Genomic DNA, 24641 nt, shown 5'->3' on the forward strand with positions numbered 1-24641 from the left:
ATATATTAGCACGTGTACTTAAAACTGTCCAGAGTCCCAGCATTCCTTAAGTGGTTATATCCACAATGGTATGTTTGGGACAAAAAGACTAGTAAGAAAACGGTCTATCTCACTTTTGATGATGGCCCGGTACCGGAGGTGACAGAGTTTGTTTTAGATACGCTTTCGCGAAAGCGTAAAAAACCCATTCCCGCTACCTTTTTCTGTATAGGTGATAATGTACGGAAGCATCCAGAAATTTTTAAACGCATATGCCAAAGCGGTCACTCCATAGGAAACCACACCCAGCATCACTTGAATGGATGGAAAACAAACACAGACGCATATATAGATAACGTTAGGCTCGCCGAAGAGGAAATATCGACTCATTTACCTAAGACAATAAATACTCCTACTGCGCCGCTCTTTAGACCTCCCTACGGAAAGATAAAACGCAAGCAAGCTAGAGTCTTAAAAAAACTTGGTTATACAATTATAATGTATCGCGTGATTGCCTTTGACTGGGATGCGCATACTTCTCCAGAACAGTGTTTTGATAATGTAATTAAGAAGGCAAAAAATGGAGATATTATCGTTTTTCACGACAGTGTAAAAGCCTTTGAAAATATGAAATATGCACTACCGCGCGCTATAGCGTATTTTGAAAAAGCGGGCTTTACTTTTGGAAGGTTAGAATAATTTAAGAGGCATATTCTTGCATAATACCTATAATGGTATTTGCATCTAGTTCACCACTCTGGCGCCATATCATCTCGCCATTTTTATAGATAATGAGCGTAGGCAAGCTTTTGATGCGTAGCGCATCTGCTAGTTCATTGTTCTTATCTACATCTATTTTTATGACTTTACCCTTATCTCCTACTGCCGCAGCAACATCTCTTAGTATAGGATGCATTGACACAGAGTCTTCATTCCACTCTGTATAAAAGTCCAGAAGCACTGGAATATTAAGGTCAATAAGTTCACCAAATTTTGACATACCCTACAATTTTAATTAAACAATCAGGGGTTTCAAGCTTCGTAAAGATAGTATTTTCTCCTTACTATGCGTTTTTACCACTTTTTTTCAACTCTATAACAGTTATCTCTGGCCAGATTCCTACCCTACCCGGAAAGGCTAGATACCCAAATCCTCGGTTTACATTTATGTATTGTTTTGCATCTTCATAAATACCTGCCCAGTACTTGTAACGCCACTTTACAGGACTCCATTTAAACCATCCTGGTATCTCAATACCAAACTGCATACCGTGAGTATGGCCGCTCAGCGTAAGGTGAAAATGCTCTGGGTGATCTTTTACCTCATACTCCCAGTGTGATGGGTCGTGACTCATCAATATTTTAAAGTCATCTTGAGCAAGTCCAGAGATTGCTTTATTAAGATCTCCAGCTTTTTTAAATCCGCCTTCACCCCAGTTTTCTACACCTACTATAGCGAGACGTTGCCCATCTTTTTCAATATAGTGATGCTCATTAAGGAGAAGCTTAAACTCCATCTCTTTTTGGATTTCTTTAAGTCTATCAAGATTTGCAATCTTAGCTTCTTGCGTAGGCCAGTCTATGTAATCACCATAGTCGTGATTTCCTAAAACAGAAAACTTACCGTCACGCGCCTTGAGTCTTGCAAAGGTCTCTTTCCAAGGCTCCATCTCTGCGGCTTCATTATTTACCATATCTCCAGTAAATAATATAGCATCACTTGCCTGCTCGTTTATTAAATCTATAGCGTAGTCTAGCTTTTCGGCATTATCAAAACTACCACTGTGCACGTCACTTATTTGAGTAATCTTGTATCCATCAAACGCTTCAGGTAAATCATCAAAACTGAGTGTATACTTAAGTACCTTAAAGTTATAACGTCCCTTAATCACACCATATAGAATAGATGCAAAAGGTATCGCTGCTAGACCCAGTGCAATCTGGCTTACAAACTTACGTCTGGATGGAATTGCACCGCCCTGTGTATTCCCAGTAAGCTTATTGAGGCCTCCCTTTATAAGCCTGAATATATCCTCACCAAACATTGTCGCGATAATGACCAACTTACAAACTATCAAAATCACAAAAGAGACGATAAAGAACTGTGTAAGCGGGCTCATATTGCGCCTACCTCCTGTAGAGAATTGATAAATCATCCCTCCTATTATAAATAAGGTAATAAGAAAGTATAGTATCGTACCCCATCTTCCTTTTACTAAAAATCTGAATGCTTGGTAAGCATAAATATCTAGGGCTATAATAAAGGCAATAAAAAATATGAGTCTAAGCACAAATAAAGAATTTTAACAAAAATAGCTGGTCACAACCTCTCAATACTGTATTTCACTTTTCTTTAACTATTAGTGAGCTACACAGTTACTTCAAGAATAGTAGCGCGGGCACTTATAAAGTGTATCGTATTGACCTTAGCTGGAAGTACAACTGTCTGACCTTGCTTAAAATCATAGGTCTTATCATCATACATAAAAGAAGTACTTCCTGCTACACACATTAGTATGGTAAAAGAATCTTGATGACTATAATCCCTAAGTAATTCACCTTCTAGATCTAACACAGCTGTCGTAAAGTAATGATCTTCTATAATTGGAACAGAAGTATTAAGCTCAGCGTTATAAGGAGTCTTGTAATATTCACACCCATTATAATCTAGCACATCTGTAGCCTGCTCTGTATGTAGGTCTCGTTTTTTACCAGTCTTTACATCCACCCTATCATAATCATACACTCTGTATGTCACATCTGAGGTTTGCTGTATTTCGGCTAGCATAATACCAGCTCCTATTGCGTGTATTCGTCCTGCAGGAATATGAATAATATCACCTTTAGAAACATTTTCCTTGTGAAGTAAATCGATTATAGAACCCTCACTAACTGCCTTAGTGTAATCTTCTGGCTTTGTATCATTCTCAAAGCCCACTATAATCTCTGCATCTGGCTCTGCATCCATAATATACCACATCTCATTTTTACCATAAGAGTTGTGACGCGCTTTTGCTATCGCATCTCCAGGATGTACCTGAACCGAAAGTGGCTTTTCTGTATCTAAAAACTTTATGAGTAGCGGAAAATGACTTCCAAATTTATCAATCACTGCTTCCCCTAGAAAGTCTGCACCATAACTAGTTATCAACTCATTGAGGGTTTTACCTGCAAGTGGCCCATTTGAGACAATAGTCTCACTGCCAGCGACTCCAGAAACTTCCCAAGACTCACCTATATGATCTCCATCAAATTCTTTATGAAGAACTGTACGTAATTTTGTACCACCCCAAAGGCGATACATAAAAAGAGGAGTAAAAAATAAGGGGTATAGTTTCATAATATTATAAGACTGCAAATATACGTATAGCTTACTAAAGTCGCTCTCTGCGATTATATCTTACCGGTGATCTGTATTTTTGTAAACGCTATGCTTATACTTACAGATGTCTTATTTTCTATTTCTGAACGGTTTAATGTGGGACCTATACAACTTCAAATTGAAAAGGGTACACACGCAGCTATTATAGGCGAGAGTGGTTGTGGCAAGACCACTCTATTGCAAATGATTTACGGCCTTTATGATTTAGACCAAGGCTCTATAGCTTTTGACAATAAAAAGGTCACTGGTCCCGAAGAAAATCTTATTCCAGGGATGCCATATATCAAATATCTTTCGCAAGATTTTGATCTTATGCCCTACACATCTGTGACAGAAAATATTCATAAATACTTAAGCAGACTAGAGCCAGAAACTAGCCAGGCCAGAACCGAAGAATTACTAGAAGTGGTAGAAATGACTCCCTTTGCTTCTGCTCACGTAAAAACGCTCTCTGGAGGACAAAAACAGCGAGTAGCGCTAGCACAAACACTTGCCAAAGAACCAGAGCTCCTATTACTAGATGAGCCATTCTCCCACATTGATAACTTTAGAAAAAACAAGCTGCGCAGGCGTCTCTTTGCGTATCTAAAAAAGCAAAACATCACCTGCCTAGTTGCTACACACGACAGTACAGACGTTTTATCATATATGAATAAGACTGTTGTTATGCGAGATGGAACTATAATCGCTCACGAGCAAACTCAAAAACTATATGACAACCCTCCATCCTATTACGTAGGCTCCCTTTTTGGAGATCTTAATAAGCTACCTAAGCAATGGTTTTTCCCAGATGCACAAAAAGATGAGCAGCTACTGCGCTACCCACACCAACTCACAATCTCTCCAGAAGGTATAAAGGTTGAGATTACCAAAAGTTATTTTATGGGAACTCATTATTTGATAGAAGCTTTGTGTGACGGGCAATCTATACTTTTTAATTCTGAAAGCAACCTTGTTAAAGGAGACACTACATACATTAATCTCAAGTAACTAGTAAATTGTAGTGATCTTTATTACGCTTTCGCGAAAGCGTACTTCATCACCTTCTCGTTTACCCATTAGTAATTGACCTATAGGTGAGCCTATACCTATTGCATAAAAAGTGCGACCATCTACTTTTATAGCTCCTACAGGAATAGAAATAAAATAGCAAGCCTGTGAAGTAACGACAACGCTACCCAAGTGCACTGGACCTTCTGAAAGATCAAGCTTTATTCTAAGAAAGACTTGTTCTAGTTTTTCTATAGCTGCCAGTTGCTTGCCGGCATTCTCACGTTCTAATTGCAACATCGCCCTGCCGGTCTCGTGTTTATCTCCAGCTGTACTCTTAGTCTCCTCTCTTAATGAAGTCGCTACATTATCTAGAATTTGCTGCACCACATCTCTGCGTTGCGCAAGATGCTCTTTACAAGATTTGAGAAGTTCTTCTTTTATTTCTGAATGGGTCATAAGTGATATTACGATCTTTAAAAATAGTCTATTATAAACCTACACTACGCAATAAGATTTGCCAAGTCTTCTCCCACTGTTGCGCCTATGGCAACACCCATACCTCCTAGCCGAACCCCACAATACGTGTGGTCTGATAATTTTTTAAGTAAAGGCTGTTTCTGGCTACCTACTCCCATAATGCCACTCCACCTATGTGCTATTTCAAACTTAGTATGTGGCAGTATAACTTCTTTAAGTAAGCGTTCTAGCTCTTGTTGAATGACTTCTGTTTGTGCGATTACAGTAGTTTCCTCTCCTTTAAAATCGAGGTTACGGCCACCGCCTAAAAGTATCCTACCATTTATATTTCTAAAATAGTAATATCCTCTATCAAGATGAAAAGTCCCTTTAAGATGTAAATCAGGTATTTTTTTAGTTATCAAAACTTGTGCTCGTGCAGGTTTTACTTGAGTAAGACCGAGCTTTTTTGCAAAGCCATTTGTAGCAATGAGGAGCTTTTTAGTTTTGAACTGTACAGAACTAGTGACAACGGTTACTTCACTAGCATTTTCGGCATAAGAAATTACGTTTGTATTATTCAAAATTAAGATTCCTTTAGACTGAGCGAGTTGCAATAGTGATTGCATCATACGTCCAGTATCTATTTGCCCCTCACTATTATTAAAGATAACTTGATCATAGATTCCATCACATTGCAGGTTATTTGATTTTAAGCTATATACTTCCTTTTTAAAAATAGGGAACAGCAATTTATTTATGGTAGGTATGGCTTCAACACATTGCTTATAGAGACTGTTATCCTTCTTTAAAAATAGCTCGTAGCCTCCGTTTTCTTGATAGTCGATACTCTTATCAGTAAGCAACGCTCGCAGTTTTGTGAGTCCTTCTATTCTTTTTTTTACAAGAGCTACAACTTCATCTTCTGAGTGTGATTTTAGATCATCTAGTATTTCTGAAATACTACCAAAACAGGCAAAACCCGCATTTTTTGTACTTGCACCATTAGGAAGCATTCCTCTTTCTAACACGAGTATCTTTGCTTTTGGAAACCTTTCGCGTAAGCGTAAAGCACACGTAAGCCCTACAATACCGCTTCCTACTACGGTATAATCTACATTAGTAAACCACGTTTCTTGCTCCCAAAAACTAAACACCATACATCTGTTTTTGTATAAAAATACATTTTATGTGTTAGTGACTCTAACTTCTCTCGTCTAAGGTGCTATGACAGCCAAAGGTTTTATCATCTTTATTCTTGTAACTCAACTGCTTTTTATAGCAGAACCAAATAGTTACCATAAGGAGTATCATAACAATGGTACTATTAAGGCCGAGGGCTGGGTTATGGGTGAGCAAAAGATTAAGTACTGGAAATTTTACCATAGTAATGGCGAGCTTATGTCTCAAGGTCACTATGCAAATAACCTTAAAACCGACTATTGGTATTTTTACAATTCCCAAGGAGAACTAGTGCGCGAGGGGCATTATGAGCAGGGAAAAGCGCAAAATTGGTGGATTTTTTACGATATTGCGCGGCAAGAAACACGCAAAACTCAATATGTTAATAATGAGCAAGAAGGTTTTTGCTTAGTCTATAAAAACAATAAACTCGTCAAAGTAGAAAAATACGAAGCAAATCAATTAAAAGGTGAATGGACCAGTGTAAGAGCTTTTCGCCGTGATAATCCAGACATCTCTTTCTACTAGCATTATGGAGCCCCTTATAAAAGTTATTATACCAGCCTACAATGAACAAGATTCTATAGGACTTGTTCTACAAGACATTCCCGCTATTGTTAATGAAGTAATTGTAGTAAGTAATGCCTCTACAGATAACACAGAGCAAGTTGCTCAAGAAAATGGAGCTACCGTTTTAAGAGAAGAGCAAATGGGTTATGGCTATGCTTGCCTTAAAGGGATGAATTATATTGCGAGCCATACTCCTAAGCCAGACATCGTTGTTTTTTTAGATGGTGATTATAGTGATTACCCAGAAGAGCTTACTAAGGTAATCGCACCTATTGTGCAAGACAACTGTGATATGGTGATTGGTGCTAGAGATAAACGCTTTCGCGAAAGCGGGTCTATGACAGGTCCACAAATTTTTGGAAACTGGCTAGCCACAACGCTTATGAGTCTATTTTTTGGCTCACGTTTTACAGATCTTGGCCCATTTAGAGCAATGAAATATGATAGCCTCCTCGCCTTAGAGATGGAAGATAAAACATATGGCTGGACTGTAGAGATGCAACTTAAGGTCTTAAAAAAGAAAATGAAATATACCGAAGTACCCGTAAACTACAGAAACCGAATAGGCGTTTCAAAAGTATCTGGTACTGTAAAGGGCGCAGTTATGGCAGGAGTAAAAATATTAGGGTGGATTTTTAAATACAGTTTTAAGTAATGATTTTAGAAATATCTATCATAGTTATCTACACGATATCGCTAGTTATCATATTTGCCTACAGTCTATCGCAACTCAACTTGCTTTTTAATTACCTAAGAGCGCAGCGCATTAAAGATGATGCTCCAAAGTTTAATTTTAAAGACCCGGCTCAAATCCCACTAGTTACTATACAGCTACCTGTATATAATGAACTCTATGTGATGGAGCGATTACTAGACAATATTGCGTTGCTAGACTACCCAAAGGAAAAGCTGGAGATACAAGTACTAGACGACAGTACAGATGAGTCTTTTGAGCATACAAAAAATCATATTGAGAGACTTAAAAATCAAGGTTTAGATATAAAGCACGTTACTCGTGAAGACCGTTCTGGCTTTAAGGCTGGTGCTCTTAAAGAAGGGCTTAAGGTTGCAAAGGGAGAATATATAGCCATTTTTGATGCAGATTTTCTTCCCGAGCCCAACTGGCTGCAACGCACAGTGCCTTACTTTAAAGACCGAAACATAGGTGTAGTACAGACTCGCTGGGGGCATATTAATAGAGAGTACTCACTACTTACTCGAGTACAAGCTTTTGCTCTAGATGCTCACTTTACACTAGAGCAAGTAGGTCGCAACAGTAAAGGTCACTTTATAAACTTTAACGGTACCGCAGGGCTATGGCGCAAGCAGTGTATTGAAGATGCTGGCAACTGGGAAGGAGATACACTTACAGAAGACCTAGACCTAAGTTATAGAGCACAGCTTAAAAACTGGAAATTTAAGTATCTAGAGGATGTAAAAACTCCTGCAGAATTACCTGTGGTTATAAGTGCAGCACGCTCACAACAATTTAGATGGAATAAAGGTGGTGCAGAGAACTTCCAGAAGATGTCTAAAAAGGTGGTCAAAAGCAAGAGCCTTTCTACAAAAACAAAGATGCACGGCATACTGCACTTACTCAATAGCACAATGTTTTTAAACGTGCTCATCGTAGCGATACTTAGCATCCCTATGTTATATATAAAAAACGAGTATGCTCACCTTAAGCCTTACTTTTATGTGATGTCTTTCTTTGTAATAAGTAGTGTGATATTCTTTATATGTTACTGGTTTATGTTTAAGAGTATTTACGGTGGCGGTTTTAAGCAATTTATACGTTATATAGGGATGTTCTTTACATTCTTTAGTATCGCAATGGGCTTCTCATTGCATAACTCCATAGCAGTAATAGAAGGGCATCTAGGGAAACGTAGTGACTTTATACGCACCCCAAAATTCAACATAAGCGAACTCAAGGAATCTTGGAAAGGGAACAAATACATCAAGAAAAACATCTCTATAAATGTGATTTTTGAAGGGCTATTAATGCTATACTTTGCCTTTGGGATGTACTCTGCCTTTGTGGTAGGAGATCAAGGAGGAGATTTTGGATTATTTCCTTTTCACCTAATGTTATTTATAGGTTTTGGGTTTGTATTCTTTAAGTCGTTAACGAGCAAAGCGTGATAGCAGCCCTATGGAAATATCAAAAAACCTCATTGCTTCTTGCAGTTGTTTCCCTTGTTGTTTACTACCTATTTGCACATCACTTACAAAGATCAGATTTTCCTCTTCTAGTAAGTCTTTACAGCATCTTGTTTGCCTCTTTTTACCTAATCGTACAGAGAAGTAAAAATGATTTTGGCCTCCTCTTTTTAATTGCCATTCTAGCTAGATTAATTTTTATAGATACCACGCCTAACCTCTCTCAAGACTTCTATAGATTTATTTGGGATGGCCGTATGCTCATACAGGGTTACAACCCGTATTTAAGCACTCCACAGAGTTATATTGATGCGGGTACAATAGGCATAGTAGCACAAGCTCAAGAGCTCTATGCAGGTATGGGCACACTCAATGCTAGTCATTTTACAAACTACCCACCAGTTAACCAGCTCATATTCTTAGTTGCAGCACTTTTCTCAAGTAAAAGTATACTAGGAAGCGTTATCACATTTAGAATAGTAATTATACTAGCAGACATAGGCACAATCATCTATGGTAAAAAATTACTTACTAAGCTAGGTTTACCCATTTATAACATCTTCTGGTATGCCTTAAATCCTTTTATCATCATCGAGATGACGGGCAACTTGCACTTTGAGTCTGTGATGCTTTTTCTTGTTGTACTATCCCTTTACAAGTTATCGCAAGGCAAATGGATTTTGAGTGCTGTATTCTTAGCACTCTCCATATCAACTAAGCTATTACCGCTGTTATTTTTACCCCTATTTATGCAATACTTCTTAACCAGAGGTGACGGTAAGACAACCCACTTTAGAAGTTCATATCCTTGGAAAGTCCGCTTTCGCGAAATAAAAACAAACACACCTAGACTCATTTACTTTTACCTCATCACTCTAGGAGTTGTGGTGCTTACATTTATACCATTTTTAAGCGGTGCTTTTGCTGAAAATTTTGGCACCACCATTGCCTTATGGTTTCAAAAATTTGAATTTAATGCAAGCATCTATTACATCATAAGGTATATAGGCTATCAAGTTATAGGCTGGAACATTATAGGAGATGTAGGGCCCTTGTTACCCAAAATTGTAGTTGTACTTCTTGTACTACTCGCTTTTATACGTAACAACCGAAGCTTGCAGGCTATGATAACAGCCATTCTCATAGGGATGTTTTTTTACTTCTTATTATCGACTACCGTACACCCTTGGTATGTAGCAACACCATTATTACTCTGTGTGTTTACTCGCTATCGCTTTCCTTTAGTCTGGAGCGCTACAATCATATTAAGCTACGCTGCCTATGGTGCAGATGGCTTTAATGAAAACCTATGGCTTGTCGCTATAGAGTATATCACTGTTATAGGATTTTTTGTTTGGGAAGTGTTTTGGAAGCTAAAACCCGCTACTCAACTAGATATACACTAGCCACTTTTCTATCTGTATAATTGCGACTAGCTGGGTCTGCTGTATTAAGCTCTAAAGTAAACATAAACTTATGTTGCATATCTGGAAAGGTTTCAGATACGAGCCAATCGTCATCAAAGAAAACAAGTGTATAAAAACTATCCTCACCTGGGATCACAAGCTCATCATCTTTACAAAGCCTTGGGATTTTTTGACCTGCAGCCCACACCATTTCTGGAGTGGCACCATTAAGTCCATACACAGGTAGTGCCGATAAGTTCTCAAAGGCTTTAAAAGAAGTCTCAACTCGCTTATCTAGTGAACTACTCTTGACAGACTGGTGAGCATACTTCTTAAATTGAGATCGTTCATTAAAACCGACATTTACGAGTAATACAAGAGCAATAACAAGCGATAGTAAGCTCTTATAGAGCTCCTTTTTTACTAGAAAGTAAATGATACAAACCCCAGCTAAAACAACAAAAACACCGGGTAGGATATCTAATACAGAGAGGTAAGCCAATTGCCACCCCAGTGTAAGCAGCGCTAAACCTCCCAGTATAATTAAAGTACCTATCAACCCAATATTGAAATAAACCGGCAAGGTCTCTCTTCTATCTGTAAGCTTACTAAAGCTCCTTACCAGATAATGTATATAAAAACCTATTGTAAATGCAAGCGGTATTAAAACAGGCATCAAGTAACGCGACTTTTTCTCTGGTATGATAGATAGTAAAACGACAGCCAGCAAGGTCCACAATAAGGTAAATGTGTACTCTTTACGGTGTAACACACGTGTTTTTAAATAAGGATAAAGGAGACTTATAAAAGCAGGTATCGTCCAGAGACCACTTTGCACAAAAAAGCTCCAGTAGTAATAAAAAGGACGCACATTATAACTTGTCCAGTTACCTGTCTCCCTTTCGGCGATTCTTGCAAAGGTTACGGGATCTGCACTTCTTACATAAATATACCAAGAGAAACCTATCACGAGCCCCATACATATGGTTATTATAAAAGGCAACCACTTTTTACGACTCGTCTCTCTTCTATATTGTATTAGGAATGCTATCACAAAGGGTAAAAACAGTGCATAGAGCGACACAGGCCCTTTGCTTAGTATAGATGCTCCTATGCATAATGCTGCGACTACCCATTTCAAGATATTACTTTCTCCAGACGGACTTCTTAAATTACTAAAAAGGTAATAAACCCCAGAGAGCATAAATGCGTGTGCATAAATATCCCAAGGAGCCTCAAAAATGATGAGCATCACATAAAGAGATGTAACACTTATCAATCCATTAAGTAAACTATGACGAGGAGAAAGAGTAAGCTTTCGCGAAAGCGTAATAACAACACTCCCTAATAATACAACCATAAGTACTGCAGGAAGTCGCATTGCCCAGACACTTTTTATACCAAACACATAGCCTGATAGTGCCGTAAGCCAGGTAGGTAATGGTGGCTTTTCATAACGGGGCTCTCCGTTCATTGTAGTGAGTAGCCAGTTATTATCTGTGAGCATCTCTCTTGCAGAGATAAAATTGCGCGCCTCCATTATGGTTACTTCTAGCGCATCTAGAAAAGGCAATAACATACCAAGCACCACAAAGGTGATGACGAGTACAGGACGCTTTTCTAATTGCTCTATCACGCTGTTTTTGATGTATAATAAAGGTAAATATTACGAGCGTAAATGAAAGTACCTAGCGAGTAAGAGAGGACCATCACATAATCTACTCTGTATAAAAAGTATACGAGTGACAGCAGTCCTCCAGTAAAAGAAAATAGCCAAAAGCCTAAAGGTAGTGTTGCCTCTTTATTCTTTTCTGCATAAAACCATTGGTATACAAAGCGCAGGGTAAATAATATTTGTGCTACAATACCTAAAGTAAGTAGCCAGGTAGCCATCTCATCTTTTGAGAAGAGAGCGGCTAGATCAAATTTTCCATTATTCCAGCCATATGTGATAATGCCTATGGGTATGGCTATAATGAGAAACTGAGACCATTTAGGCAAGAGTTTCCATTGCTTTTGTATCTGTAGGTTTCTTATATAAATGATGTATCCCAGCACTTGCCCCAGCATAAGCGGGAAGTCTGTACGGAAGTAACCGTATATAAACAGTACAAAGGACCCAGAAAGACTAAGCCACCAGAAGGTTAAAGGTGTTACTACCTTCTTGCTCTTTTCTGAAAGTAACCACTGCGATAGCATTCTTCCTCCAAAGAGGATTTGGGCAAGCACAGCAAGTAACGACAGACTATCCACGGCTGGAGTTTCCTACTTTATAATTAATATACTTTTTCTTCATCCATAGATAAGCAAAGCAATCCATAAGCGGCCCTAGAAGGCGGTTCCAAACCCCAAATTTTGCCTCACCCGCCACTCGCGGAAAGTGACGCACTGGCACTTGTTTTACTTTACCTTCTTGTAATAATATCATTGCTGGCAAGAAACGGTGTAATCCCTTAAACATAGGTATGCGCTGTGCATAATCTGTTTTGATAATTTTGAGCGGGCAACCTGTATCGTCCATCCCATCGTGAGTAAATGAACGGCGTATCCCGTTTGCAATTTTTGAAGACATATTCTTAACAAAAGAGTCTTGCCTATCTGCACGTACACCCGTAACTAGATCGTAAGCTCCTATCTCTTCAATAAGTATATTAAAATCATCTGGAGCCGTTTGTAAATCACTATCTATATAGCCTACTAGCTCTGTATCTGCGTGATCAAAACCTGCCTTTATAGCGGCGCTTAAGCCACAGTTTTCTGTAAAGGCGATGTACTCAAAGTCTGTGCTACGTGCACAAATGTCTTTTATGATATCTAGACTCGTATCCTTAGAGCCATCATTTACAAAAAGCACTTTACTCTTTGCTTTTGCGGTATTAAAATACGCGTTAAATTCAGATTCTACTCGTAAGAGATTATCTTCTTCATTATACACAGGTACAACAATGGTGAGACGATACTCCATAGACTATTAACCGTTTTTAAGATTGATCACCTCTTGTTTTGTAAGGTGACGCCAGTGACCACGTGGTAAGTCTTTCTTAGTTAATCCTGCTATAGTAACACAGTCTACACGTACTACCTCATAATTAAGGTGTTCAAAAATAGTACGTATAATACTATTACCAGTATTCTTAATACGAAGTCCTACTTCTTTCTTAGGAGCTCCATCTACAAAGCTTATTTCCTCTACCATCACGGTTTTACCTCCTATTTTGAGGCCTTCTCTTATACGCTCTGCATCTGCAGCTTTAAGATTATTAGATAGTTCTATATGGTATAATTTATCTACTCCCTTTTTTGAGTTTGTAAATCGTTGTACAAGCTCATCATCGTTAGTAAAGAGTAGTAACCCCATTGCGTTGCGCCCTAGTCTACCTATAGGTTGTATACGTGATTTTGTAGATCCCGCTACGAGGTCCATTACCGTATTACCTTTATCATTACTTGTAGTGGTTGCAAATCCTTTAGGCTTATTAAGTAATACATATGCCTTTGCCTCTGGGTTAATACGACGCCCGTCAAAACGTACATCATCTTCAATTTTTACTTGGTAACCCATCTCATTAATCACCTTACCATTTACGGTAACTTGACCTATAGATATATACATATCTGCCTCTCTACGAGAACACACTCCAGAGTTTGCTATATATTTATTAAGACGCATCGTCCCATCGTCCTTCTTACGTTGCGTTTGTTTTTTTGGTGCATCAAAGGCTTTATCTTTTGCCTTTGCGGTAGGTCTTCCTCCTTGTTTACGTACGGGTTGTGTGCCACGAGAACCGCTTTTTTGCTTTCCTCCTGCACCACTGCGTCCAGATGGTTTTCCTTTTCCTCGATTATCTGCTCCTCTGCTCATTACATTTTATTTAGGCTACAAAGGTAAGATTTAGTCTGTTGTGATTAGTAGTATGTATGTAGAATGTTGTGATAACCGCTTTCGCGAAAGCAATATAAGCCCACCACACCGCCTTAATATCATAAGTCACTCATTTTAAAACAGCTGCTTCGGCACAGAACTTGATTCTGTATAGGTGTTCAACATTTTTAAAACTTTATATTATGAGAAGACGTACTACTCCAGAAGTAAATGCGGGGTCTATGGCAGACATTGCATTCTTATTACTTATTTTTTTCTTAGTCACCACCACCATCGAAAAGGACAAAGGCATCGCCAGGCAGCTCCCACCAGCACTCCCAGATGCTACCGAAGCTCACGTAAAAGAAAAAAATCTATTACAAATTATGGTCAATCCTGAAAATGAAATTCTTGTAGAAGAAAAACGAGTCCCTATTACAGATCTAAAAGAGGTGGTTATTGCATTTTTAGATAACGGCGGCATACCACTGGGTATGGAAGGCCATTGTGATTATTGTCAAGGTGAGCATAGCCTACTCTCTTCAGATAATCCTCAAAAGGCAGTAATATCCCTCGCCCCAGATAGACTTACAGACTATAACACCTATATACAGGTGCAAGCTCAACTCACTGCGGCTTATGAAGATTTGCGCCAGAGAGCATATAAGCGATTATACAAACAAGACTATTCATCTATTAACAAAGCGGTGCGAGCAGGCACCTATGATGGCAATCTAGAGAAAGTAAAAATGCAACTTAAAAAAGTACGTTCCCTTTACCCGATGCTCATCTCTGAAGCTACTACAAAAAGAGAGTTTAGGTTGTAAACTCACAAAAGAGGTGTAATCATAATCTGGATTACACCTCTTTTACATTAATCATTAAACTTAACTACCCGCTGGCGTTCTCTGTTTACTGTAAGCTGAGTTACATCTGGACGTGAGTAGTGACCTGATGGGTCAAAGTTTTGTCGCTCCTCATATACCTTATTAAAATCTAGGGTGTAATAAATATTACCTTCTGTTGTGATATCTGGTGGCAGTATAAACTCTCCATCTGGGCCGGCAATACAAGAACCTCCGTTTGAAGAAACTTCTGGAGCACGTTTTAAAACTTCTTGTAAATGAGGTGTCCCCTTTGGGAAATCTGTTGCGATTGCCATTCTACTTGATACAGATATAACATAACTGCGCGACTCGCGAGCAATAAATCGTGTGATGTCTTTTGTATTATAATCACTGCCTGGCCATACGGCTATGTGCAAGTTTTCTCCCTGTGCATACATTGCAGCACGTGGTAGCGGCATCCAGTTCTCCCAGCAATTAAGACCACCTACAGTAAATTGTTTAAGCGGGTGTACTCGTAAACCGTGACCATCACCCGGCGCCCAGGTAAGGCGCTCATCATACGTAGGCTGCAACTTGCGGTGTACAGATTGTATAACGCCTTCTTGATCTATATACACAAGAGAACAATACAGACTAGCTCCACCCCTATCCATTGGTTTTTCTATAATTCCAAGATATATTGCAATATTATAATTTTGAGCAAGATCACATATCTCTTGTAAATCTCCTCGTTCTATATCTACCGCATTTCTAGTATAGTGTGCGTGAAGCTCTTTTACCACCTTTGTGTCCCAAGCAGCACCATCTGTAAGTGATAACCAGTATGGGTAACCTGGCAAAAGCCCCTCACCAAAAACGATGAGCTCTGCATCATTTGAAGCCGCTTCTATTATAGCTGTTTTTATTTTCTCAATCGTGGCATCTCGATCACCCCAGACTGGAGCAATTTGAGCAAGGGCAACTTTAAGGTGGTTAGGCTGTGACATATAGTGGTTACAGTTTGTTTAAATAGGTTATCATCATTAAAAATACATAATAGTAGTCGATGATAAGTGATTACGCTTTCGCGAAAGCGCACAAAAAGATTTGAAAATCGTTCACTATAATTAGGAATTTATCTTATTGTTGGGAATATTTCCATAATTTTGACATAAATCCCAAATTATGAATTTTGAACGTATTAAAGAAAAACTAAACATCCTTGCAGATGCTGCAAAGTATGATGTCTCTTGCTCCTCTAGTGGTAGTAAGCGTACAAATAAGAATAAAGGTTTGGGAGACTCAAGTGGTATGGGCATTTGTCACACGTACACAGAAGATGGCAGGTGTGTGTCTTTACTTAAAATTTTACTTACCAACCACTGCATCTTTGACTGTGCATACTGCGTCACTCGCAAGAGTAATGATATAAAGCGAGCTGCATTTAAAGTACAAGAGGTGGTAGATCTTACCATTAATTTTTACCGCCGTAATTATATAGAAGGATTGTTTTTGAGCAGTGGTATTTTTAAAAATGCAGACTATACAATGGAGCGACTTGTTGCTGTGGCAAAAAAGTTGCGCGAGGAAGAGAACTTTAATGGATATATACATCTCAAATCTATACCAGGAGCCAGTGACGAGCTTATGAGAGAGGCAGGCCTATATGCAGATAGATTATCTGTAAACATAGAGATTCCATCAGAAAAGGGATTAAAACTACTTGCACCAGATAAGAAACGGGAAGATTTTATAAAACCTATGCAAAAGGTAAAAAATGAAATCATACAGTACAAAAGCGAGAAGAAACTCATAAAAAGCACCCCTGTTTATGCTCCGGCAGGCCAGAGCACACAAATGATTATAGGTGCAAGCGGCGAGACAGATGCAGAGATTATGTATACCAGCGCATACTTTTATAAACAGTTTAAAATGAAACGCGTGTACTACTCTGGCTATATACCTATAAGCTATGACGAGCGTCTACCATCTATAGGCACAGAAGTACCTATGATGCGAGAAAACAGATTATACCAGACAGACTGGCTGTTGCGTTTTTACGGGTTTGACATACGTGAGTTACTTAATAAGGAGCACCCTAATCTTGAGACAGACATAGACCCAAAACTAAGCTGGGCACTACGCAATCTAGAGCACTTTCCCGTAGATATTAATAAGGCAGACCGGAGAATGCTCGCACGCATACCAGGTATAGGGATGCGATCTGTGCATAAAATTATACAAGCACGCCGCTATAGAAAACTAAACTGGGAGCACCTTAAAGCGATAGGCATCTCTATGAACAGAGCGCAATATTTTCTCATATGTGACTCTGCAACTTTTGAGACCAAAGACCGTACTGCAGCACAATTAAAGAGTTTAATTATGGGAACATCTGGCAGCAAGTGGCGTGGTGCATATAGTAACCAGCTCAACCTTTTTGGCTCAAATGCTCCTTTAACCACCTCTTAATATGGGAATGATAGATCAATACATATATGATGGCACCTTTGAAGGTTTTCTTTCGGCGGTGTTTGAGGTATATGAGCGCAAACCTTTGGTGGTAAAAATAGTAAGCGAGCGCATCGCTACCGAAAATTTCTTTGATGAAGAGCACACTGTCTACACAGATCAAGTAAAAGCAGACCGCGTATGGAAAGGCATACAAACCAAAATAGGCAAAAAAGCAGGCGACTGGATTTATCGAGCTTTCCTCAGTGAAAAACCAGATCGTGAGCGTGTGCTTCTGCGCATTATAAAAAAAGGTTTTTTAGGACATCGGGTTACAGAAGATTATGCAGATGTAGATGTTTTGAGACTGAGCAATCTTGTAAAAATGGTGGGTAGAGAAAAACACAGAATGGATGCCTTTGTACGGTTTAAACTCACAAAAGACAATGTTTACTTTGCAGAGATAGAACCAGATTTTGACACACTACCACTTAATGCGATTCACTTCAAAAATAGATATGCAGACCAAAAGTGGCTCATTTATGACAGGTGCAGACATTATGGAGTGTACTACGACCTGCATAAAATCTCATACGTAAAGCTAGAGATTTCAAAAGATATAAATACGAGTGAGGCAGCGCCTTTTTATTTCACCCACGACGAGATGCACTATCAAGATCTCTGGAAAAACTATTTTAAGAGCACAAATATTCCTTCAAGAAAGAATATGAGACTGCATTTACAACACGTACCTAGAAGATACTGGAAGTACCTTAGTGAGAAACAGCCGTAGCGATGGTTGCAATACTTAGTTCGCTTTCGCGAAAGCATAACTACTACTAGTTGAGTCCGCGTTTATCAATAAAGAAGCGTTTCATTATTTGCTCACACTCGTGCGCGAGAATACCGCGCTCTACTTTAGTTTTAGGATGCAAAGTTGTGCCCATTTTCTCATAACCACGACGTTCATCACTCGCTCCATACACAATACGACCTATCTGGCTCCAGTACAATGCTCCAGCACACATCTGGCAAGGCTCCAGTGTTACATACAAGGTGCACTGCTGCAAATATTTACCTCCTATATAATTTGAAGCACTGGTAATAGCCTGCATCTCTGCGTGCGCTGTTACATCTGTGAGACGCTCTGTAAGATTATGGGCTCTCGCTATAATCATATTATCTATCACAACAACAGCTCCAACGGGTATCTCACCTTGATCAAAAGCGGCTTGAGCCTCTTGTAGTGCTTTTTTCATAAAGTAGGTGTCGTCGTATGGTTCTAGCATCTGTTGTGTTTTATAGGATATAAAAATACAGATTCAAGACGTACCTTTGTGCGATGCAAAAAAGTATTCTAGATACCATTTTAAGTCCAGCGGACTTGCGCGCTTTAGCTCCGGAGCAATTACCAGTACTTGCACAAGAGTTACGTAGGTTTATCATAGATATTATTGCTACCAAAGAAGGGCACCTTGGTGCAAGCTTAGGTGTTGTAGAACTTACCATAGCACTACACTATATATTTAACACACCTAGCGATAACCTGATTTGGGACGTAGGTCATCAAGCTTACGGGCATAAAATCCTTACAGGTCGTAAAGACATCTTTCATACTAATAGACAAAAAGATGGCATAAGTGGTTTTCCTAACAGAGGTGAGAGTATTTATGACACCTTTGGTACAGGGCATAGTAGTACCTCAATAAGTGCTGCACTGGGTATGGCTATGGCTGCTGGTCTCAAAGGAGCACATAATCGTCACCACATAGCAGTAATAGGCGATGCATCTATAGCCAGTGGTATGGCTTTTGAAGGGCTTAATCACGCTGGAGTTACAGACGCAAATTTGCTAGTAATACTTAATGATAACGCTATAGGTATAGATCCTAGCGTAGGTGCTCTCAAGAGGTATCTTACAAATGTAAAAAAAGGTACCGCTCGAGAAGAAAATATTTTTGAGGCGCTTAATTTTAGTTACTTTGGGCCTGTAGATGGGCACGATTTAAATGCCTTAACTGAGGTTTTACAGGAGTTAAAGAAAGCTAATGGTCCTAAATTTTTACACGTAATCACTACAAAAGGTAAAGGTCTCGCTCTAGCAGAGCGTGAACAAATAACCTATCACGCCCCAGGCAAGTTTGATGCTACAACAGGCATTAGAGTGGCAAAAGATAGCACTCCACAACCTCCTAAATATCAAGACGTTTTTGGCCATACCATTGTTGAGCTTGCTACTTTAAATAAAAAAATTATAGGTATTACACCAGCAATGCCTACTGGCAGCTCTCTCAAGTATATGATTGAAGCTTTTCCAGATAGAGCTTTTGATGTGGGTATTGCAGAGCAACACGCAGTAACACTTTCGGCAGGACTGGCAACGGAGGGTATGGTGGTTTTTTGCAATATTTACTCAACGTTCTTACAACGTGCTTATGACCAAGTGATACACGATGTAGCGCTTCAAAACTTACCCGTTATCTTTTGTTTAGATAGAGCTGGGCTTGTGGGACAAGATGGTGGCACGCATCAAGGAGTTTATGATCTAGCGTATCTTAACTGCATTCCTAATCTTATTATTTATGCGCCTAGCGATGAGATTGCTTTGCGTAATATAATGTACACTGCCCAGCAGGGTCTCGACCATCCTATCGCGATACGTTACCCTAGGGGGAGAGGTGTTCATATAAACTGGCAATTACCATTTAAAGAAATCACTATTGGTAAAGGTTACAACGTTATCAAAGGGAAGAAGACTGCAGTTGTAACTCTAGGTAGCATTCTCAAAAATGTACTGACTGCTGTAAACGAGGTAAATGTAAGTTGTAGTGTGTATGATATGGGGTTTTTAAAACCGCTAGACAAGGCACTACTAGACACTATTTTTACTACTTATGACCATATCATTACTGTAGAAGATGGTTCTAAAATAGGCGGTCTGGGTAGTAGTGTGGGTGATTACGCTTTCGCGAAAGCATACAAAGGATCCCTTACCATCTTAGGCATACCCGATACTTTTATAGAACACGCTACGGTAGAGCAGCAATATGAAGAAGCTGGTATTTCTGTAGCTTCCCTTTCTTTACTTCTTAAAAACTTCGCATAAAAAAAATCGGCAGGCTTGTGACCTACCGATTTTAAATAATTTGGACTTAAAGCTACTACTCAATAATAAGTTTTGTAGTCTCTGTCCCTAAGTCTGTCTGTACTTGTAGTAAATATATACCTGTTGCCAGACCTTCTGCCTGTAATCTCACTGTATCTTGAAGAACAACATCTTTTGAGTATACTGTACGACCATTGATATCTACAATCTTCACCGTACCTGCTCCTTGAGGAGTTGCTACTGCAATGTTTATCTCTCCATTAGTAGGGTTTGGGAAGATACTGAATACACCGTCTCCTATCTCTGCAACAGAAAGTGGACCATTACAAGGGTTTAAGTTATCTGGTGGTAAATCTGTAGCAGATGTACCGTCTTCTCTTTCTCTCCAGTCACCTTGATCTGCAGACCATCCTAAACCTCTATTTGCAAAAGAATTCCAGATGATACAACCCACGGCTGCTTTTTCATCTTCATCTGCTAGGTAAGGACTCATCTCTACAGCTGCTAGTATGGCATCACGACCATCTACAAATCCTGGGTTACAAGGTTGTAACTTAAGACCATCTATCACTAATTGTAATGCGATGTTATTACCTCCTGTACCGTTGTAAATATCTGCATCAAAACCATATTCTTCTATAAGGTTCCAAGTCATATCCCAGATCATAGTCGTCCAAACATAACCTACTGGGTGAGGTGCTGTAGTACTTTCAAAAACAGCAACGCTGTCATAAGTTGAGTTGTTTACCGCAAAGTCTGTACTATAAGGAGTAGGCCTTATTCCTCCCCCATCTGTATCTTCTCCTATTGCAAAGGTCCCTATACCACGAACATCTGCCCCAGTATCTCCTTCTTCCATAGTAAGCATTAGCCCGAAATAATCTGACCATCCTTCACTCATCACCTCTGTAGCCTTACCAGCAACACATCCATTTGCGTCAAACTGAACGCAGGTACGCATACAGTTGGAATTATTTCTTCCTCCTGTAAGTCTGTTAGACACACCGTGCCCATACTCGTGTGCAATTATACCATTATCAAGATCACCATCTACTTGGTAAGGCCCTGCAAATAGAACAGATGCATTAATAGTTTCGCCAGCAATTAGTGCTGCTATAATCGCCTCACCATCTTCTAATGACACCATCAGGTTAGGTATTGTTACCTGATCTCCTACGGCTCCAGGAGCCATTGCAATAGGTGCATCTGCGACATTATTTACTACAATAACGGCTACAGCACCAGCATTTTCGGCAGCAAGAACTTTTACCCCGAATTCACAAGCTCCTCTTCTTAATACAGCAATTTTACCTGCTAGGTCTGCCTCATTTGTAATAACATCACAAGCATCTAACTCATCTGTAGACTCTCCTCCAGAGTTATCATCTATGGCAAGAGCAAGGTCTGCGACAAGGGCCTCCTCTTCTGGAATAGGCGCTCCAAACTGTGAAGGAACTCCCACATAACCTCCAGCTAGGGGTCCTTCGGCAATAGTAACTAGATCACCAGGAGGGCCTGATGCAGAAAATAAGAACATTTGCATTCTTGGATTAATTCCGTCTGGAGGCGTTGCAAAGTTTGCGTTATTTAATCCAGATCCATCTTGTGCATCTGCAACTACAAAGTCGTCACCATCTGCCATACCCGTATAGTTGGTTTGTTGAAAATTTCCATTTTCTTCATCAAAACCATATTGATATAATATATCGTGTACGATGTTATTCCAATAAAATAAGTTAGTTGTCGCTGCATCTAACATATTTACAGGATTTGTATCAAAATTGTAAGGAAAGTCAAAATTAAGGGCATCACCTCCGTCTGGTGACGCTCCTAAGGTTTCTTCATTATCTCCTGCGGTATCATCAAGTGCATATACATTGTTACCTCTTGTAATTGTAAATTCTGCACCCTCTACCCCGTCTGTATCGTGCCACCCGAAAGGTGATGCAACAGGGTCTTGAGGTTCTACTACTAAAGCTGCGTCTCCGTGGTTAGGACTTTCTAAAGGAAGTGGATATACAAAATACTGTTCTCCAGCTAAGGCTGCATTTGTTTGATTTGCCTTAAAAAGTGTAAAGTTGTTTTCTTCTTTTACTTTTCGACTTGTAACAGCTTTGTGGTTATGCGTTCCAAAAGAACAAGACACCACCCAGTCATTCTGGTCAAGAATCTCTCCGCTGCTTGCATCTATGCGCACACTCCACCAGTGTTTACCATCTAGTGTATGGATGTTAAGATCCCAAGCTAGTACAAGTGCATCACCTACCGGTACGTACACAAGCTCTACAGGTACATCTTCTAGAGAAACATTACCGGTGTTAAGCAAGAACTCCTTGGTAGTAACTGTTTCAATTATTGAGAAAGTCCCCGTACCTAATCCTAATCTCGTTGCTGCAGATGCTGCCGCTTGTAAAGGATTAAGTTGTGGAACCGTTGCATTAACACGTGAAGCTACGTTTGCCTCTAGTGTATTTGTCATATAAACGAGCTCTTGACCATTAAAAGCACCGTTTACAGCAGCATTAAAAATAGAAATATCATTGTATTTCTGTCCGGCATACACGTGCGTGATGCCTGTTTTTTGCGTTCTAGACTGACTGTATACATACAAGTCGTCTACATCTGAGGTTGTAATTCCAGACTCAGATCTTTGATTGATTAATTGTTCTTGCAATAGAGTTACATAATCTTGGGCCTGCAAACCAGCAGCACCAAACAAGAAAAGAATAGCAAGAAATTTTGAGTAGTGTTTGAACATATATTTAGGATTTTAATAAGCTCGGTAAAGTTATGTTAACAAATGTGTTAATACAAATGCAAAATAATGATTAACAGTCTTGTTTAACTAGAAATATTCATTCCCTTAAGCTGTTCAAAAATTTTCAACGACTTGCTATCTGTCATAACAGATACCTGATTGCATATTTCCAACAATTCTTGATAAAGAGAATTATCTTCTCCAGTACGTGTTTTAAATAATTGTATCACCAGCTTATCGTAGTGTGTCGGCTTTTCTGTAATAGCCTTACAACGCGCTGTTAATAATGTATTTAAAATTTCATATCCAGCAATCTCTTTTGAGATTACCTCGTCACTCTGGTAAATATTTGAGACACTTATTTTAAGTACGTCGTTAATTTGTGCCTCATAACTAGATTTATCTAATAAGCCTTTTGCAAAAGTACCATTGAGTATAGCCTCTTCATTATCCATAAATATAGAAACGGCTTCATCTATTAAAGTTCCTATAGCAAGCGCACGCAAATAACCTACCCGTGCAGACTTCTCAGTAAGAGCCGCATACTTAGACCTATTAATATGAGGAACTAACTTAATAAGATACTCTAATGCATACTCTTCTGGTATGAGTCCAAGATTAATACCATCCTCAAAATCTATAATTGTATAACAGATATCATCTGCCGCCTCCACTAGAAAAGTAAGTGGGTGTCTTGCATAACTTATATCTTCTCCTGTACGAGTCTGGATAAGTCCCAGCTCTTCTGCAACTTCTTTAAAAGCTTCCTTATCTTCTTGAAAGAAACCGTATTTCTTATCGGCTATATGCTTCGTAGGTTTGTGAGGTAGTGACTCTTTTGGATATTTCATAAAAGTACCCAGAGTCGCATAAGAGAGTCTCAAACCACCATCTGCACCTGGTCTTGACTCGGTGAGAATTTTAAATCCGTTTGCATTACCTTCAAAGCTACAAAGGTCTTCATACTCCTTTTCTGTAAGCTCAGACTTAAATCGTTTACCATCTCCATTTTTAAAAAAATCACCTATAGATTTCTCTCCAGAATGACCAAAGGGAGGATTACCTATATCGTGAGCAAGTGCAGCCGCAGCGACTATAGCTCCAAAATCATTCATCTTATAACCGTGTACTTCTGCCAGATGTGGGTATTTTTCTAAAATACGCTTCCCTACCTGCCTTCCTAAAGATCTTCCCACAACAGCAACCTCTAGACTGTGTGTGAGTCGTGTATGAACAAAATCTGTTTTAGATAAAGGGATTACTTGTGTCTTGTCTTGTAGACTCCTAAAAGCCGATGAAAATATAATACGGTCATAGTCTACCTCAAAACCTAACCTCGTTTCATCTTGCTCTGCTCGTAATCTTTTATTTGTATCTCCCTGTCTTTTGAGTGAAAGCAGGCGTTCCCATTGCATCATAGTTATCTATTTCTTAAAGGTAGACAAGATAGTGGGTTTTACGCTTTCGCGAAAGCGTAATCTACATCTCCTCACAAATGTTAAGTAA

General features: G+C 39.2%; 23 protein-coding genes. 10 read left to right on the forward strand and 13 right to left on the reverse strand.

What is annotated here, in order from left to right; translation table 11 throughout:
- The first annotated feature begins 12 nt into the window (after positions 1-12).
- Positions 13-678: a polysaccharide deacetylase family protein gene (locus ABVM49_RS02585; RefSeq protein WP_405202896.1), complete on the forward strand. Its 666-nt coding sequence runs from the start codon at positions 13-15 to the stop codon at positions 676-678.
- 1 nt (position 679) lies between these two features.
- On the opposite strand, the gene ABVM49_RS02590 is transcribed toward ABVM49_RS02585, so the two are convergent.
- The 3 genes from ABVM49_RS02590 to ABVM49_RS02600 form a co-directional block, all read right to left on the reverse strand.
- Positions 680-979, reverse strand: a complete 300-nt coding sequence (locus ABVM49_RS02590) for a co-chaperone YbbN (RefSeq protein WP_035327138.1) — start codon at positions 977-979, stop codon at positions 680-682.
- 64 nt (positions 980-1043) lie between these two features.
- Positions 1044-2270 carry a metallophosphoesterase gene (locus ABVM49_RS02595; RefSeq protein ID WP_405202897.1) on the reverse strand — a complete coding sequence of 409 codons (1227 nt, stop codon included), beginning with the start codon at positions 2268-2270 and terminating at the stop codon, positions 1044-1046.
- Between the two features lie 77 nt (positions 2271-2347).
- Positions 2348-3319 carry a type I phosphomannose isomerase catalytic subunit gene (locus ABVM49_RS02600; protein WP_405202898.1) on the reverse strand — a complete coding sequence of 324 codons (972 nt, stop codon included), beginning with the start codon at positions 3317-3319 and terminating at the stop codon, positions 2348-2350.
- Positions 3320-3409: 90 nt separating this feature from the next.
- On the opposite strand from ABVM49_RS02600, the gene ABVM49_RS02605 reads away from it, so the two are divergent.
- Complete coding sequence (locus tag ABVM49_RS02605) at positions 3410-4351, forward strand: ABC transporter ATP-binding protein (RefSeq protein ID WP_405202899.1); 942 nt, start codon at positions 3410-3412, stop codon at positions 4349-4351.
- Here ABVM49_RS02605 and ABVM49_RS02610 read toward each other — a convergent pair whose 3' ends face one another.
- Both ABVM49_RS02610 and ABVM49_RS02615 read right to left on the reverse strand, forming a co-directional pair.
- Positions 4352-4810 carry a 3-oxoacyl-ACP synthase gene (locus tag ABVM49_RS02610; protein WP_405202900.1) on the reverse strand — a complete coding sequence of 153 codons (459 nt, stop codon included), beginning with the start codon at positions 4808-4810 and terminating at the stop codon, positions 4352-4354.
- Positions 4811-4854: 44 nt separating this feature from the next.
- Complete coding sequence (locus ABVM49_RS02615; RefSeq protein WP_405202901.1) at positions 4855-5970, reverse strand: NAD(P)/FAD-dependent oxidoreductase; 1116 nt, start codon at positions 5968-5970, stop codon at positions 4855-4857.
- Between the two features lie 67 nt (positions 5971-6037).
- Between ABVM49_RS02615 and ABVM49_RS02620 the strand changes: the two genes are divergently transcribed.
- The 4 genes from ABVM49_RS02620 to ABVM49_RS02635 are packed head-to-tail and all read left to right on the forward strand — an operon-like array spanning position 6038 to position 10131.
- Complete coding sequence (locus tag ABVM49_RS02620; protein ID WP_405202903.1) at positions 6038-6520, forward strand: toxin-antitoxin system YwqK family antitoxin; 483 nt, start codon at positions 6038-6040, stop codon at positions 6518-6520.
- A 4-nt stretch (positions 6521-6524) separates the two neighbouring features.
- Complete coding sequence (locus tag ABVM49_RS02625) at positions 6525-7217, forward strand: glycosyltransferase family 2 protein (RefSeq protein WP_405202904.1); 693 nt, start codon at positions 6525-6527, stop codon at positions 7215-7217.
- Entirely contained in the window at positions 7217-8707 is a 1491-nt protein-coding gene (locus ABVM49_RS02630; protein ID WP_405202905.1) for a cellulose synthase family protein, read from the forward strand. The genes ABVM49_RS02625 and ABVM49_RS02630 overlap by 1 nt, the downstream gene beginning before the upstream one ends.
- Complete coding sequence (locus ABVM49_RS02635; RefSeq protein WP_405202906.1) at positions 8704-10131, forward strand: mannosyltransferase; 1428 nt, start codon at positions 8704-8706, stop codon at positions 10129-10131. Before ABVM49_RS02630 ends, ABVM49_RS02635 begins: the two co-directional genes overlap by 4 nt.
- On the opposite strand, the gene ABVM49_RS02640 is transcribed toward ABVM49_RS02635, so the two are convergent.
- Genes ABVM49_RS02640 through ABVM49_RS02655 form a run of 4 tightly spaced genes read right to left on the reverse strand, consistent with a single transcriptional unit; the run spans position 10109 to position 13993 of the window.
- Entirely contained in the window at positions 10109-11767 is a 1659-nt protein-coding gene (locus tag ABVM49_RS02640; protein ID WP_405202907.1) for an ArnT family glycosyltransferase, read from the reverse strand. The genes ABVM49_RS02635 and ABVM49_RS02640 overlap by 23 nt on opposite strands.
- Positions 11764-12384, reverse strand: a complete 621-nt coding sequence (locus ABVM49_RS02645) for a lipid-A-disaccharide synthase N-terminal domain-containing protein (RefSeq protein ID WP_405202908.1) — start codon at positions 12382-12384, stop codon at positions 11764-11766. The genes ABVM49_RS02640 and ABVM49_RS02645 overlap by 4 nt, the downstream gene beginning before the upstream one ends.
- Entirely contained in the window at positions 12377-13096 is a 720-nt protein-coding gene (locus ABVM49_RS02650) for a glycosyltransferase (RefSeq protein WP_405202909.1), read from the reverse strand. The genes ABVM49_RS02645 and ABVM49_RS02650 overlap by 8 nt, the downstream gene beginning before the upstream one ends.
- A gap of 6 nt (positions 13097-13102) precedes the next feature.
- The gene (locus tag ABVM49_RS02655; RefSeq protein ID WP_405202910.1) at positions 13103-13993 is read right to left on the reverse strand and encodes a pseudouridine synthase; all 891 of its coding nucleotides are present in this window, start codon (positions 13991-13993) and stop codon (positions 13103-13105) included.
- Positions 13994-14196: 203 nt separating this feature from the next.
- Here ABVM49_RS02655 and ABVM49_RS02660 point away from each other — a divergent pair, with 203 nt between their 5' ends.
- Entirely contained in the window at positions 14197-14820 is a 624-nt protein-coding gene (locus ABVM49_RS02660; RefSeq protein WP_405202911.1) for an ExbD/TolR family protein, read from the forward strand.
- Between the two features lie 47 nt (positions 14821-14867).
- On the opposite strand, the gene ABVM49_RS02665 is transcribed toward ABVM49_RS02660, so the two are convergent.
- Positions 14868-15827, reverse strand: a complete 960-nt coding sequence (locus ABVM49_RS02665) for a carbon-nitrogen hydrolase family protein (RefSeq protein WP_405202912.1) — start codon at positions 15825-15827, stop codon at positions 14868-14870.
- A 178-nt stretch (positions 15828-16005) separates the two neighbouring features.
- On the opposite strand from ABVM49_RS02665, the gene ABVM49_RS02670 reads away from it, so the two are divergent.
- Complete coding sequence (locus ABVM49_RS02670) at positions 16006-17292, forward strand: putative DNA modification/repair radical SAM protein (protein ID WP_405202914.1); 1287 nt, start codon at positions 16006-16008, stop codon at positions 17290-17292.
- Between the two features lies 1 nt (position 17293).
- On the forward strand, positions 17294-18064 hold the full coding sequence (locus ABVM49_RS02675) for a TIGR03915 family putative DNA repair protein (RefSeq protein WP_375252787.1): 771 nt from the start codon (positions 17294-17296) through the stop codon (positions 18062-18064).
- A gap of 46 nt (positions 18065-18110) precedes the next feature.
- Here the strand turns inward: ABVM49_RS02675 and ABVM49_RS02680 are convergent, their stop codons facing one another.
- Positions 18111-18560, reverse strand: a complete 450-nt coding sequence (locus tag ABVM49_RS02680; RefSeq protein ID WP_035327102.1) for a nucleoside deaminase — start codon at positions 18558-18560, stop codon at positions 18111-18113.
- 53 nt (positions 18561-18613) lie between these two features.
- On the opposite strand from ABVM49_RS02680, the gene ABVM49_RS02685 reads away from it, so the two are divergent.
- Positions 18614-20377, forward strand: a complete 1764-nt coding sequence (locus ABVM49_RS02685) for a 1-deoxy-D-xylulose-5-phosphate synthase (RefSeq protein WP_405202916.1) — start codon at positions 18614-18616, stop codon at positions 20375-20377.
- A gap of 55 nt (positions 20378-20432) precedes the next feature.
- Here ABVM49_RS02685 and ABVM49_RS02690 read toward each other — a convergent pair whose 3' ends face one another.
- Together ABVM49_RS02690 and dgt are read right to left on the reverse strand one after the other, a co-directional pair.
- Entirely contained in the window at positions 20433-23135 is a 2703-nt protein-coding gene (locus ABVM49_RS02690; protein ID WP_405202917.1) for a T9SS-dependent M36 family metallopeptidase, read from the reverse strand.
- An 83-nt stretch (positions 23136-23218) separates the two neighbouring features.
- Positions 23219-24550, reverse strand: coding sequence for a dGTP triphosphohydrolase (gene dgt, locus ABVM49_RS02695; protein ID WP_405203650.1), 1332 nt, complete (start codon positions 24548-24550; stop codon positions 23219-23221).
- Between the last annotated feature and the right edge of the window lie 91 nt (positions 24551-24641).

Source organism: Dokdonia sp. LLG6352-1 (genome assembly GCF_045055815.1).
In the GTDB taxonomy this organism is placed as follows: Bacteria; Bacteroidota; Bacteroidia; order Flavobacteriales; family Flavobacteriaceae; genus Dokdonia; species Dokdonia donghaensis.

Bases quoted from the DNA above. Each gene is read 5' to 3' on its own strand.
- ABVM49_RS02590 (WP_035327138.1), bottom strand. From the start codon at position 979: ATGTCAAAATTTGGTGAACTTATTGACCTTAATATTCCAGTGCTTCTG.
- ABVM49_RS02600 (WP_405202898.1), bottom strand. From the start codon at position 3,319: ATGAAACTATACCCCTTATTTTTTACTCCTCTTTTTATGTATCGCCTT.
- ABVM49_RS02605 (WP_405202899.1), top strand. From the start codon at position 3,410: ATGCTTATACTTACAGATGTCTTATTTTCTATTTCTGAACGGTTTAAT.
- ABVM49_RS02610 (WP_405202900.1), bottom strand. From the start codon at position 4,810: ATGACCCATTCAGAAATAAAAGAAGAACTTCTCAAATCTTGTAAAGAG.
- ABVM49_RS02615 (WP_405202901.1), bottom strand. From the start codon at position 5,970: ATGGTGTTTAGTTTTTGGGAGCAAGAAACGTGGTTTACTAATGTAGAT.
- ABVM49_RS02620 (WP_405202903.1), top strand. From the start codon at position 6,038: ATGACAGCCAAAGGTTTTATCATCTTTATTCTTGTAACTCAACTGCTT.
- ABVM49_RS02625 (WP_405202904.1), top strand. From the start codon at position 6,525: ATGGAGCCCCTTATAAAAGTTATTATACCAGCCTACAATGAACAAGAT.
- ABVM49_RS02630 (WP_405202905.1), top strand. From the start codon at position 7,217: ATGATTTTAGAAATATCTATCATAGTTATCTACACGATATCGCTAGTT.
- ABVM49_RS02650 (WP_405202909.1), bottom strand. From the start codon at position 13,096: ATGGAGTATCGTCTCACCATTGTTGTACCTGTGTATAATGAAGAAGAT.
- ABVM49_RS02655 (WP_405202910.1), bottom strand. From the start codon at position 13,993: ATGAGCAGAGGAGCAGATAATCGAGGAAAAGGAAAACCATCTGGACGC.
- ABVM49_RS02660 (WP_405202911.1), top strand. From the start codon at position 14,197: ATGAGAAGACGTACTACTCCAGAAGTAAATGCGGGGTCTATGGCAGAC.
- ABVM49_RS02665 (WP_405202912.1), bottom strand. From the start codon at position 15,827: ATGTCACAGCCTAACCACCTTAAAGTTGCCCTTGCTCAAATTGCTCCA.
- ABVM49_RS02670 (WP_405202914.1), top strand. From the start codon at position 16,006: ATGAATTTTGAACGTATTAAAGAAAAACTAAACATCCTTGCAGATGCT.
- ABVM49_RS02675 (WP_375252787.1), top strand. From the start codon at position 17,294: ATGGGAATGATAGATCAATACATATATGATGGCACCTTTGAAGGTTTT.
- ABVM49_RS02680 (WP_035327102.1), bottom strand. From the start codon at position 18,560: ATGCTAGAACCATACGACGACACCTACTTTATGAAAAAAGCACTACAA.
- ABVM49_RS02685 (WP_405202916.1), top strand. From the start codon at position 18,614: ATGCAAAAAAGTATTCTAGATACCATTTTAAGTCCAGCGGACTTGCGC.
- ABVM49_RS02690 (WP_405202917.1), bottom strand. From the start codon at position 23,135: ATGTTCAAACACTACTCAAAATTTCTTGCTATTCTTTTCTTGTTTGGT.
- dgt (WP_405203650.1), bottom strand. From the start codon at position 24,550: ATGCAATGGGAACGCCTGCTTTCACTCAAAAGACAGGGAGATACAAAT.